The sequence below is a fragment of the Mannheimia sp. E30BD genome, from assembly GCF_041807785.1.
Taxonomy (GTDB): domain Bacteria; phylum Pseudomonadota; class Gammaproteobacteria; order Enterobacterales; family Pasteurellaceae; genus Mannheimia.
Map to the genome: position 1 here is coordinate 1 of NZ_JBGTYX010000020.1, position 13,149 is coordinate 13,149.

A 13,149-nucleotide genomic window follows, 5' to 3' on the forward strand; every position below is an offset into this window, starting at 1 on the left:
AGAACAAAAAAGAACGACGCACTGAACTTAAAACCTAACCGTTCACAACAGCGCGTCGTTGTGTGGGGTGCATTATAGAGAAATCTGAAATGAACGCAAGTGTTTTTTGTAAAAAATTTTAAATTTGCAGATATTTAATACAAAACGATCGTTTTATCATCAGGATTTCTGATATTTGTAAATTTATTTGTAAATTCGATCGCTTGCAAAAAAGATAAAAGACCATCTTTTAAAAAGATGGTCTTACACTTTTAGATCTGTACTATAGCAATAATGACTAAAATTGTAAACAATACTGATAGTCCATAGAAGATCACACTACCCGCTGGCGTATGAATTTTCAGATCGTGCAAACCGTGATGAATTCGGTGCATACCCGTCCACATTGGGAAAATCGCTAATACCATAATGATAAGTTTTCCGATCCAACTTTGTGCAAAAGCAATAATATTGTCTGGGGAAACTAAGCCAAACGGCAGTAATAAGCCAATAATAAAGATCACTACAGGGAAAAATAATGCACTTACCATACTGCCAGCACTGAATAATAGCCATACAGGTGGTTCATTTGAACGTTTTGGGTTTTGATCAAGACTCATTTTATTCCCCTTATTAAATATAAACTAAGATTAATGCAATTAAGCTAATCACACCAGTGGCTGCCCAAAGGATATTTCTGCCAACCGTATTCGGTAAGCGCTGCCCTTTTACAATCAGTGGCATTACCATTGGTGTCATCACATATAAAGTCGCAGCGTGATAAAGAATCGCACCAAGTGAGATAATATTTAGTACAACCACAAATGGATTTTGTAAGAAATCCACAAAGTCAGTTGCAAATGTGCCTTTGCTTAATGCAACTGCACCATAAAATAGTACGATACAGAACCAAACCGTTGGAAGACAGGTTGCCTCACGCACCATATACATTTTGTAGAAATCGAGTTTTTTCCACCAGCTCGCTTTCATTCCTCGAACATAAGGTCTACGTTTTGTCGCTGACATCTCTTCCTCCTATCTCGGTTTAATCATTGAGATAACATAATCTTTTGCACTTTCTAGCTTGCCTTGATTCACTGCTGAGGCCGGCCCAACGTGTTTCGGACAAACTTCTGAGCAGTAGCCCACGAAAGTACAACTCCATACCCCATTTTTGCTGCTAAGTAATTTCATTCGCTCTTCACGGCCATTATCACGGTTATCAAGATTATAACGATGAGCTAATGTAATTGCCGCAGGACCGATAAACTCAGGGTTTAAACCAAATTGTGGACAAGCCGCATAACATAAACCACAGTTAATACACATTGAGAATTGACGATATTTCTCTAACTGTGCTGGGGTTTGTTTAGTGCGTTGTCCTTCAGGGGCTTTGTTATCAATAATATAAGGTTTAATTGCCTCTAAACTATCGATGAAATGGCTTAAATCCACCACTAAATCACGCTCAATCGGGAAGTTAGCAAGCGGTTCAATTCGCATAAAGCCACTGTAATCACGCAAGAACGTTTTACACGCTAGTTTTGGTTTACCGTTTACCATCATACCACACGATCCGCAGATCGCCATACGACAAGACCAGCGATACGAAAGCTCTGGTTCTAACTCGTCTTTAATAAACCCAAGTGCATCTAATAGTGAAGTTTGGCTGTCATAAGGCACTTCATATCTATCTAAATGTGGCTCGCTATCTGACTCTGGATTGTAGCGTAGCACTTCGATGGTCATTTTATCTAAATTTGCCATTTTACTGCTCCTTCTCTATTGTTGTGCTTGAGCTTCTGCTGCTTTTCTTGCTTTTTCTTGTGCTTCCGCTTCTGCACCGTACACACGTTTTTGTGGTTGTGATTTGGTAATTTTCACTTCACTGTATTTAATCGTTGGTGTACCATCTGCATTATAGAACGCCTGAGTATGTTTCAAGTAATTCACATCATCACGCTCAACATAGTCTAAACGTTGGTGTGCACCACGAGATTCTTTACGTTCCACCGCAGAGCAAGCAATAGATTGAGCAACATCTAAGATAAAGCCTAACTCAATTTTGTAGAGTAAATCGGTGTTAAATACACTTGATTTATCTTTAACGCTGATATTTTTATAACGCTCTTTTAACTCTTGGATCTTATTCACGGTTGCATCCATACTCTCTTGTGTACGGTAGATACCACAACCTTCTTCCATTGAATCGCCCATTTCATTACGAATTTGTGACCAAGATTCAGTACCTTCTTGGTTTGCCAATGCGTGTAAGCGAGCCACAATATCTTTTGCTTGAGCATCAATTTGTGGTTGGTTACGGGCAGTTACTTCTAATGCACGGCGAGCGGCGTTTTCACCCGCTACTTTACCAAACACCACTAATTCTGCGAGAGAGTTAGACCCTAAACGGTTTGCCCCGTGTAAACCTGATGACGCGCATTCGCCCACCGCAAATAAGCCTTTAATTGAGGTTTCTGCATTCATATCCACTTCAATACCACCCATTGTGTAGTGAACAACAGGGCGAACTGGAATTGGTGCTTTAGCAGGATCAACCCCTTCGTACGCTTTCGCTAATTCACAAATAAACGGTAAACGCTCAAGTAAATATTTTTCGCCGAGATGACGTAAATCTAAGTGAACCACATCAACACCTTTTGCGGTTTTTAAGGTGTTGCCTTTACGCCATTCTTGCCAGAACGCTTGAGATACTTTATCACGAGGGCCTAGCTCCATATATTTGTTTTCCGGTTTGCCGATTGGCGTTTCAGGCCCTAAGCCATAATCTTGTAAGTAACGGTAGCCATCTTTATTCACTAAGATACCACCCTCACCACGACAGCCTTCAGTCATCAAGATACCCGTATTCGGCAATCCTGTTGGGTGATATTGAACGAACTCCATATCACGCAAAGCCACACCGTGACGATATGCCATTGATAAACCGTCGCCCGTTACAATACCGCCGTTCGTGTTGAAACGATAAGTACGGCAGCCACCCCCCGTTGCAATCACAACCGCATTTGCGTTGATTTGAACAAGCGTACCTTCCATCATATTCATTGCCACACAGCCACGAGCTTCGCCGTTGTCGGTTAAAATATCTAACACGAAATGTTCATCAAAGCGAACAATATTCGGATATTTAATCGAGGTTTGGAACAAAGTGTGTAAGATGTGGAAGCCTGTTTTATCGGCGGCGAACCAAGTACGCTCAATTTTCATACCACCGAAACGGCGAACGTTTACTTCGCCATCTTCACGACGGCTCCAAGGGCAACCCCAACGCTCCAACTGTGTCATTTCAATAGGAGAATGCTCAACAAAATACTCCACAATATCTTGTTCACATAACCAGTCGCCACCGCCTACGGTGTCGTTAAAGTGATTGTCAAAAGAATCCGTATCTTTAATGACCGCTGCCGAGCCACCTTCTGCCGCCACCGTGTGGCTACGCATTGGGTAAACTTTTGAAATTAAAGCAATTTTCAGATTTGGATTTGCTTCAGCCGCTGCAATAGCAGCACGCAAGCCGCCACCACCAGCACCGATAATAGCCACATCAAAATTAACACTTTGCATAATGCACTCCGAAAGTTAAAAAACTTATTCATTAAAAGTGATGATATTGTGCCACTATTTAATCAATCAGATAAGCTGATTTTACAAATTTTTAACATAAAAAGTGTAATTTTGTGATCTACCTCAAAAAAGGTAACGAGCACAATGAAGGTATTGAGAATGGCTCTTAATTGGAGAGTAATAGAGAAAAAATTTCTAATGTTTTAAATGAGAAAATTTAATTTGTTGCATAAAAGTTAAAAAACCTGCTTTATTTTTTCTTGATCAGCAACTAGGGTAATACGCTTTTTTAAGCTAAAATAGCGGTACATTTTCAAGCGGTCATTTTTTATGAATAATTTACAACTCGATAACATTGATTGGCAACCAACTGCTACTATCCCTCACCTTATCCAACGCTCAAAAATTATTGCTGAACTGCGAAAATTCTTTACAGAACGTGGCGTTTTAGAAGTTGAAACGCCGATTTTAAGTGAATTTTCAGTAACAGATGTTCATCTTTCAACATTCAGCACTCAATTCTTATCGCCATTTAGCAATGAGGCAAAAACACTCCATTTGATGACAAGCCCTGAATATCATATGAAGCGTTTGCTCGCTGCGGGCAGCGGACCGATTTTCCAGCTTTGCAAAGTGTTTCGTAATGAAGAAGCAGGCAAATACCACAATCCTGAATTTACAATGTTGGAATGGTATCGTCCACATTTTGATATGTATCGCCTCATCAATGAAGTGGATGATTTACTGCAACAGATTTTAGACTGCGAACCGGCAGAATCCTTTAGCTATCAATTTGTATTCCAAACCCACGTTGGGTTAGATCCGCTTTCTGCCACCAAAACTCAATTAGTCGAAAAAGCGAGAAAGCACGGTTTGCAATGTGAAGATGATGAAAACCGAGATACGCTACTCCAATTTTTATTCAGCGAAGTAGTTGAACCGAATATTGGGCAAGATCGCCCAACTGCGGTTTATCACTTTCCTTCCGCCCAAGCTGCGTTAGCACAAATCAGCTCGGAAGATCACCGTGTTGCTGAGCGTTTTGAGTTTTATTACAAAGGATTAGAACTCTGTAATGGTTTCCACGAATTAGACGATGCAAACGAGCAAATCCATCGCTTTGAACAAGACAATATTCAGCGTGAAAAAATGGGGCTTGAGCCACAGCAACTCGATGTGCGTTTTCTGGCTGCACTTAAAGCAGGCTTTCCAAACTGTTCGGGGGTCGCACTTGGGGTAGATCGTTTATTAATGCTTGTGATGAATGCGGAAAAAATTGAAGAGGTTATTTCATTTAGCGTCGAAAAAGCCTAATTTTTTATAGCATTTTATTATTTGCAATTTGCAAAAAAATCAACAAATATGACCGCTTGTACACACTCTTTTAGGAAAGCAAAATGAATATTTCAGGCAAATTACAAGGTTGGCATTACGCTCTGTTATGTTATTTAACGTGGGGGACGTTTCCGATCTATTGGTATCCGATTAATCAATCGGGAATGCCTGCAGAGCAGATTTTAGCTCAACGAGTGGTTTGGTCTGCGGTGTTTGCTATTATTCTATTGCTGATTTTCCAACAAGGGCGGGCGGTAATCAATGCTTTTAAACAGCCTAAAGTGCTGGGGATCTTCTGTCTTTCTTCTTTTATGATTGGGGTAAACTGGCTGGTTTATTTGTGGGCGATTACAAACGAACATATTTTAGATGCCAGTCTCGGCTATTTTATCAACCCGATTTTAAATGTCTTTGTGGGCTATATCGTATTAAAAGAGCGATACACTAAAGCTCAACTGCTCTCTGTTGTCTTTGCTATTGCAGGTATTCTATGGCTGGCAATTCCTGCCGGGCAAGTGCCGTGGGTGGCACTCATTTTAGCTGCCAGTTTCTGCATTTATGGTTTGATCCGCAAACTTGCCCCAATGGAGCCGTTATCAGGCTTAGCTCTTGAAACCTTGCTGATGTCGCCTTTTGCAATTGCCTATCTATGCTTTTGTTATAACCAAAACAATTTAGTATTTAGCGAACTCAATAGTTTACAAATGACGGTACTGCTCTGCTCAGGTGCGGCTACCACTATTCCGTTACTATGGTTTGCAATGGGGGCGAGACGCATTTCGATGTCCTTACTCGGTATGTTGCAATACATCTCGCCTTCATTGCAATTTTTATGCGGTGTGCTGATTTTTAATGAAAAACTCTCCGCCGAACGTTCGGTTGGCTATATTTTAGTATGGATTGGCGTTGCCATCTTCTTACTGAGTATGAAAAAAGCCAGAGCCAAAGCTCAACAATAATAAAGGGAACAGCTTAAATATTCCGTTTCGGTAAACCTAAGGCGGCAAAACCGAGTATAGGTAAATAAGCACAGACGTTAAAAATGGTGTCCAAGCCATATTCATCAGCAAAAAAACCTAACACGGCGGCACTTAAGCCGCCAATACCAAACATTAATCCAAACATTGTGCCTGAAATTAACCCAACTCTACCCGGCACCGCTTCTTGAGCGTAAACCACCATTGCCGAGAAAGCTGATGACATAATAAAGCCAACAGAAATCGCACACACAATCGTCCAAAATAGATCGGCGTGGGGCAGCAATAACGCAAAAGGTGCCATTCCTAAGAAAGAGAACCAAATGACTGCGTTTCGCCCAATCTTATCGCCAATCGGCCCTCCCGCAAAAGTACCTACTGCCACCGCCCCTAAAAAGACAAACAAGTAAAGCTGTGCGGTTGCCATATTTAGCTGGAATTTCTCCATTAAATAGAAAGTGAAATAGTTACTGAGGCTGGCGATATAAATAAACTTCGCCAGCATTAATAACGCGATAATTAACAAGGCTCTGACTAATAATTTGCCGTGCAAGCGTTGTTGAATATGACCTGATGAAACAACAAGCGACTTAACCTCATATTTCACCCAACGGCTCACTTTATATAAAATCCACAAGGCTAATAATACAAAGGCAACCACCCAAATTACCGCATTTTGTCCTAACGGCACAATAAACAATGCTACCAAGAGCGGTCCTAACGCCGAGCCACTATTTCCACCTACTTGGAAAAGCGACTGTGCTGTACCAAATTTACCGCCCGATGCCATTCGAGCTACCCGAGAAGCTTCAGGGTGAAAAATAGCAGAACCAATCCCCATTAACGCCGCTGCTATCAATAACACACCAAAATTCGGCGAAAAGGCGAGTAAAATCACAGAAAGCAGAGTAATCAGCATACTGACAGGCAATAAATTCGGTTTTGGGTATTTATCGGTATAAAGCCCAATACCCGGTTGAATAATAGAGGCAGTAATTTGGTAAATTAACGAAATCATACCAATTTGAGCAAAACTCAGTTGGTAATTCTCTTTAAGCATTGGGTAAATTGAGACCATCACCGCTTGAATTAAATCATTCAGCAAATGAGAAAGGGAGATCAGCAGTAAAATCGGCAGAACCATTTTTTGAGCATTATGTTGTGTGTGCATTGTCTTGTTTTTATAAATAAAAATATTCTACTCACAAATAATGAATCTGCAAACCTTATCAACACACCATTTTTAATTTTTGGCTTTACTAACAAGCAGAAAAAATTACGAACGATTATTGTGAGTAAATATCAACCATTTCTTATAAAATTATCTTATTACTCATTTTGTTTAATTTGTAATCTTTATGGTATTTTGATATATTTGGGTACTTTAATAACAACTATACGAGGAATATACCATTGGATTTCTTTAAAAAATTGCAGGCAGGTAGCACCTTTAAAGCTCCCATATTTCTTCCTAGCTTAATTTTCGTTAGCTTTGTTGCAATATTCTGTATCGTTTTCCCACAACAAGCTCAGCTTTCACTTGACACTATTAAAAATATCCTTTTTGCAAATTTTAGTTGGTTTTATATTTTTGCAGGATCGGTATTTTTTCTATTTCTGATTTTTCTTTCATTCAGCCGTTTGGGCGATATCAAATTAGGGGCAGATACTGATGAGCCTGAGTTTGGTTTTGGCTCTTGGATTGCGATGTTATTCGCCGCAGGTATGGGGATCGGGTTAATGTACTTCGGTGTTGCAGAACCTGTTTTGCATTATCTCAAACCTGTCTACGAAAACCTGAGTGAATCGGAAAGAATGAAGGAAGCAATGATGACTACCTTCTACCATTGGGGGATTCACGCTTGGGCAATCTATGGTGTAATTGCTCTTGCTCTTGCTTACTTCGGATTTAGATATAAATTATCGCTAACTGTTCGTTCTGGTTTTTATCCTTTATTAAAACACCGTATTTCAGGTTTTTGGGGGCACTTGATTGATATTATAGCCCTTTGTAGCACTATTTTTGGTCTAACAACTACACTTGGTTTTGGGGTTATGCAAGTCAGTGCAGGCTTTAATAGCTTAGGGCTAATCGAAAACAGTAATTTCGGTGTACTTATGGTGATTGTCCTTGTTGCAATGTCTCTCGCTGTATTCTCTGCTATCACAGGGGTTGGTAAAGGCGTTAAAATCTTAAGTGAAATCAACTTGACCTTAGCCGGATTATTACTCATTTTTGTTATTATTACAGGTCCAACATTATTCCTATTTTCAAGTTTAACCGAGAATTTAGGTTATTATTTTAGTTCATTATTAGAACTTAGTTTCCGTACATTCGCTTATGAGCCTGAACATCAAGGCTGGTTAAGTGGTTGGACCGTGCTTTATTGGGCATGGTGGGCTTCTTGGGCACCATTTGTCGGTTTATTTATTGCAAAAATCTCAAAAGGCAGAACCATTCGTGAGTTCATTTTAGGTGTATTGTTCGTACCATCACTGTTTAATATTTTATGGATGACCAGCTTTGGTAGCTCGGCAATTTGGTTCGATCAACAAACAGTTGGTGCATTAGCTGAGGTAAGCAGCAATACTGAACAACTGCTCTTTACATTCTTTGATCAACTACCATTCGGTACAATTGCCTCTTTCATTGCTGTTATTGTGATTTCCATATTCTTCATTACTTCAGCCGACTCAGGAATTTTTGTACTTAACAGCATTGCCTCACAAGGCGAAGAAAAAGCCCCAAAATGGCAAACGATTCTTTGGGGCGTGGTATTGGCGGTATTAGCCTTGTCGCTACTTTATTCGGGTGGATTATCATCTCTACAAACAATGACACTGATTATCGCTCTGCCATTTACTTTTATTATGCTGATTCTCTGCTTTGGCTTATGGAAAGGCTTAATGGTAGATAACCAATACTTCAACAAAAAATTCTCGCAAGGTAGTCAAAACTGGGCAGGTAAAGATTGGAAACAGCGTTTGGAGAAAATTATTAATCCAACCAAGCAACAAGATGTTCGCCACTTCTTTATTAAAGTTGCAAGACCTGCTTTCCTTGAATTAATTGATGAATTCGAAAGCTACGGTTTAACCGCAAAAATGAATTTTACCAATGAAAAAAATCCAAAATTGGAATTTGAAGTCGTAAAAGAAAACTTACGCAACTTCGTTTATGGTATTGAAAGCGTGCCTCGTCAATTATCTGATTTAGTGGTTGGTGATGAAAACTTACCAAATATCGAAGAAAACACCATTTATGAGCCGATCACCTACTTCCTAGATGGACGAGAAGGCTATGACGTGCAATATATGACGAAAGAAGAATTGATTGCTGATGTTCTACAACAGTATGAACGCTTTATCAATTTAGCAATGGATAACTCGCACAACTTAATGACGGCTGATGTCAATAATTTAGACTAAGCCTCCAGTATTAAACAAGCGGTTAGATTTTCGGAAAATTTTGCAAATTCCGAGTAAAATCTAACCGCTTGTATTTTAATTCAACGTTATCACTTTTTGATTGATATTATTTTACCGCAGCAAAGGCTTGCTCCAAATCTTCAATAATATCGTCAATATGCTCTAGTCCAACACTTAAACGAATTAAATCGCTAGTTACTCCAGCTGTTTCTAACTCCTCATCTGTCATTTGACTATGCGTTGTTGTAGCAGGGTGGCAAGCTAGAGACTTAGAATCTCCAATATTCACTAAGCGTAGCACTAATTTTAACGCATCAATAAATTTTGCACCTGCCTCTCGCCCACCTTTAATACCAAAGCTCAATAATCCTGATGCTCGACCACCACAATCACGCTGAACCAACGAATATTGTGGTGCATTTGGTAGTGCTGGATAATTAACCCAGCTTACTTGAGGGTGTGCCTGCAAATATTCCGCTACTTTCAACGCATTTTGGCAGTGGCGTTCTAAACGTACCGCAAGACTCTCTAAACCTTGTTGGAAAATAAAAGCAGCAATAGGTGTCATCGCAGCCCCTGTATTACGCAAACCAACTACACGCACACATCCAATAAAGGCAGCAGCACCTAACGCATCTGCATAAACTACGCCGTTATAAGAAGGGTCTGGCTGAGTTAAAATAGGGAATCTTTCTGCTTGTGCTTTCCAGTCAAACTTACCACTATCAACAATACAGCCACCGATAGTTGTACCGTGCCCACCGATATATTTGGTCAAAGAATGCACAACAATATCTGCACCTAATTCAATTGGACGGCAAATCAACGGCGTTGCCACTGTGTTATCCACAACAAGTGGTACTCCAGCTTGATGAGCATATTTTGCAAATTGAGGTAAATCAGCGACATCAATAGTCGGGTTACAAATACTCTCACAAAATACTAATTTAGTTTTGCTATCAGAAACTTTTAAAATCTCTTCGGGTTTACTGAGATCAACAAAACGAACATCAACCCCTCTGCGTTTTAATGTTTGGGTAAAATAGGTAACAGTACCACCATAAATGCGGTTTGAGGAAATAATATTATCCCCAGCTTCGGTTAAAGTTTCGACTACATAAGAAATTGCAGCCATTCCACTTGCCGTTGCAACCGCACCAACACCTCCTTCTAATGCTGCCAAGCGTTCTTCTAATACATTCGTCGTTGGATTCATCAATCGTGTATAAATATTACCCGCTACTTTTAAACTAAATAAATCTGCACCATGCTGAGTATCATTAAATGCGTAACTTGTTGTTTGATAAATGGGTACTGCTACCGCATTGGTTGTCGGGTCAGTGTGAAAGCCTTTGTGTAATGCGATTGTTTCTGGTCTCATAAACCTTTCTCCTTTTGTATAGTTCTTATACAAAAATATAACAATATTTCCTGAATCGAACAAGTTTCACTCTGATGAAATTAATTCAAACTCAATATGAATGAAACTAAACGAATAACTTTCTGTAGTAAATTAGATAAAAATTTGCAAAATTTCCCGAAAATCTAACCGCTTGTATGTTAAAGCCAACGCCTTACTTGGCGTGCGTAATCTAAATAACGCTGTCCAAATTTTTGGGTAAGGATTTGTTCTTCAGGCTGAATTTGAAAATGGGTAATGAGCCAAATAAAGAGTGGTGGAATAATCCACGCAAAAATAGAACCAAGCCACAACGCCCACGCAATTAAACCTAAAAGCAAGGAAAGGTACATTGGGTTTCGGCTTTTGCGATAAATCCCCCAATCCACCAACTGAATAGTATTTTGTGGCTGAAAAGGGCTTGAGGTTGTTTTTGCTTTTCTTATCGTAATTATTGCTGATATAGCAATGAGTAATCCTATGACCACAATTACCATTGCTAACATCAATATCACGGAATGTTGATAATTGGGTAAATAGGCAGGCAGAAGCCGTGCAATCCACCACATTAACGCTGCACAAAGGAGAAACCAAACGGGCGGCGGTATTTTCAATTTCAGCATTTATTCCGCCGCTCTGAAATCTTTCTTGCGAATACCTAAGGTAATAATGGCTACAAAATAACTACCTGCTGCTAAAATCATCAGCCAAACCAGCCAATAGATTTTCTGCCAGAGTGTCATTAACGCCCAAAGTTCGATCTCTGGAGTGAAATACGCCAATAATGCCCCCATCACACAAGCGGAAATCAACAGTTTTAGCACAAAAATAAGGGTTGTTCGACTTACTTTATAATAACCGCTTTTTGTAAGATGGAAGTAAAGCAAACTCACATTCACCAAGGCTGAACAAGCCGATGCCAATGCCAAGCCGATATAGCCCAAAAATGGAGCAAATGCCAAGCCGAAAAAGATATTGCTGATAGCGGCAATAATCCCCACTTTCACAGGTGTTTTAGTATTTTGGTTCGCATAGAAGCCATTTGCCAGCACGCTAATTAACATATAGCTGTTCAAGCCCAAACACATTACATAAAGCGGATAAGAGGTTGCCAGCACATCTTCAAAACCAAATTTGCCTCGCATAAACATTGTCATAATAATGGGTTGAGCCAGCACTGCCATACCAATCATTGCAGGAATACCAAGCAACAACACCATACGAACGCCCCAATCCATTGTGTTTTGGAAGTTTTCGCCGCGTTGTAATTCGGTGAGATCTTTATTTTTGGCAATGCGAGAAAGACTTGGTAACACCACAGTAGAAATTGCAATGCCAAATAAGCCAAGTGGAAACTCAATTAAACGATCGGCATAATACATCCAGCTAATTGAACCTGTAATCAAAAATGACGCAATCACTTGGTTGAGTAATAAATTTAATTGGGTAACTGAAACGCCAAATAAGGCTGGAATCATTAATTTACGGACTTTGGTTACGCCCTCATCTTTCCACGCCCATTTTGGTTTAACCAGCAATCCTTCCTTTTTCATAAACGGAATTTGGAATAAGAATTGCAGCAATCCGCCTAAAAATACCCCCCACGCAAGGGCAACATCGGGCGAATCAAAATAATCTTTGCCGAGCAACGCCACACCAATAATGGCCACATTCAGCAGCACAGGCGAAAATGCCATTACCCCGAACTTCCCGATAGTATTAAGCACCGCTCCAGACAATGCCACAAAGGTAATAAACCACAAATAAGGGAAAGTAATTTTTAGCAAAAAGGAGGCTTGAGTGAATTTTTCTGCATTCGGGCCATCATAAAGCCAATCTAAAAACCAGCCTGTACCGAACAAAGCAGCCACTACAGGCGAGGCAATCATTGCCACAAGGGTAACAATGGTAACTAAGCCGCCCAATGTACCCGATACTTTTGCGATAAACTCTCTCGTTTTATTTGGGTCGTTATCGGCGTTGTATTCCGCCAGCACGGGAACAAAGGCTTTTGAAAACGCCCCTTCGGCGAATAAACGGCGAAGAAAATTCGGAATACGGTTTGCGAATAAGAAAATATCGGCACTTACGCCTGTACCTAGCAAAGTAGCTACCACAATGTCTCGAATTAACCCTAAAACGCGTGAAATTAGGGTCATAAAGCTCACGATCATTCCTGATCTTAAAAGTTTTTTGCTCATAACATTAATAATTTTAAGGACGGGTCCTGTGCCAGTCCGAAAACATAGAAACAAAGGGCAGGCACGGGACCTGCCCCTACATCATAAATCAACATATTTTTGTAAAAAATACTAAAAATCAGATCGCTTGTTGTGCGATCCTAAAAATCGATCATAATTTTAGCAGTTTGTTATAGGAAAATCAGAAAAAAACTGTTAAAATCTCGCCCTATCGTTTTCTATCAGAAAAACGGTGTTATTTTCA

11 protein-coding genes are annotated in these 13,149 nt (G+C 39.9%); 3 read left to right on the forward strand and 8 right to left on the reverse strand.

Features of this window, described 5'->3' with window-relative positions:
* Window positions 1–251: 251 nt before the first annotated feature.
* The 4 genes from frdD to frdA are packed head-to-tail and all read right to left on the reverse strand — an operon-like array spanning window position 252 to window position 3,564.
* Complete coding sequence (frdD, locus tag ACERCG_RS09830; protein WP_373611876.1) at window positions 252–599, reverse strand: fumarate reductase subunit FrdD; 348 nt, start codon at window positions 597–599, stop codon at window positions 252–254.
* 13 nt (window positions 600–612) lie between these two features.
* Window positions 613–1,005, reverse strand: a complete 393-nt coding sequence (gene frdC / locus ACERCG_RS09835) for a fumarate reductase subunit FrdC (protein ID WP_373611877.1) — start codon at window positions 1,003–1,005, stop codon at window positions 613–615.
* 9 nt (window positions 1,006–1,014) lie between these two features.
* Window positions 1,015–1,746 (reverse strand): succinate dehydrogenase/fumarate reductase iron-sulfur subunit, encoded by a 732-nt coding sequence (locus ACERCG_RS09840; protein ID WP_373611878.1) that lies wholly within the window; start codon window positions 1,744–1,746, stop codon window positions 1,015–1,017.
* Between the two features lie 15 nt (window positions 1,747–1,761).
* Window positions 1,762–3,564, reverse strand: coding sequence for a fumarate reductase (quinol) flavoprotein subunit (gene frdA / locus ACERCG_RS09845; protein ID WP_373611879.1), 1,803 nt, complete (start codon window positions 3,562–3,564; stop codon window positions 1,762–1,764).
* A 330-nt stretch (window positions 3,565–3,894) separates the two neighbouring features.
* Between frdA and epmA the strand changes: the two genes are divergently transcribed.
* Entirely contained in the window at window positions 3,895–4,878 is a 984-nt protein-coding gene (gene epmA / locus ACERCG_RS09850; RefSeq protein WP_373611880.1) for an elongation factor P--(R)-beta-lysine ligase, read from the forward strand.
* A gap of 83 nt (window positions 4,879–4,961) precedes the next feature.
* Window positions 4,962–5,858, forward strand: coding sequence for an EamA family transporter RarD (rarD, locus tag ACERCG_RS09855; RefSeq protein WP_373611881.1), 897 nt, complete (start codon window positions 4,962–4,964; stop codon window positions 5,856–5,858).
* Window positions 5,859–5,871: 13 nt separating this feature from the next.
* Here rarD and ACERCG_RS09860 read toward each other — a convergent pair whose 3' ends face one another.
* Window positions 5,872–7,047, reverse strand: coding sequence for an MFS transporter (locus ACERCG_RS09860; protein WP_373611882.1), 1,176 nt, complete (start codon window positions 7,045–7,047; stop codon window positions 5,872–5,874).
* A 242-nt stretch (window positions 7,048–7,289) separates the two neighbouring features.
* Here ACERCG_RS09860 and ACERCG_RS09865 point away from each other — a divergent pair, with 242 nt between their 5' ends.
* Entirely contained in the window at window positions 7,290–9,305 is a 2,016-nt protein-coding gene (locus ACERCG_RS09865; RefSeq protein WP_373611883.1) for a BCCT family transporter, read from the forward strand.
* A gap of 106 nt (window positions 9,306–9,411) precedes the next feature.
* Here the strand turns inward: ACERCG_RS09865 and ACERCG_RS09870 are convergent, their stop codons facing one another.
* The 3 genes from ACERCG_RS09870 to murJ all read right to left on the reverse strand — a co-directional run bounded on the left by ACERCG_RS09870 (window position 9,412) and on the right by murJ (window position 12,905).
* Window positions 9,412–10,686 carry an O-acetylhomoserine aminocarboxypropyltransferase/cysteine synthase family protein gene (locus ACERCG_RS09870; protein ID WP_373611884.1) on the reverse strand — a complete coding sequence of 425 codons (1,275 nt, stop codon included), beginning with the start codon at window positions 10,684–10,686 and terminating at the stop codon, window positions 9,412–9,414.
* A gap of 179 nt (window positions 10,687–10,865) precedes the next feature.
* Entirely contained in the window at window positions 10,866–11,327 is a 462-nt protein-coding gene (locus ACERCG_RS09875) for an isoprenylcysteine carboxylmethyltransferase family protein (RefSeq protein WP_373611885.1), read from the reverse strand.
* The gene (gene murJ / locus ACERCG_RS09880; protein ID WP_373611886.1) at window positions 11,328–12,905 is read right to left on the reverse strand and encodes a murein biosynthesis integral membrane protein MurJ; all 1,578 of its coding nucleotides are present in this window, start codon (window positions 12,903–12,905) and stop codon (window positions 11,328–11,330) included.
* Between the last annotated feature and the right edge of the window lie 244 nt (window positions 12,906–13,149).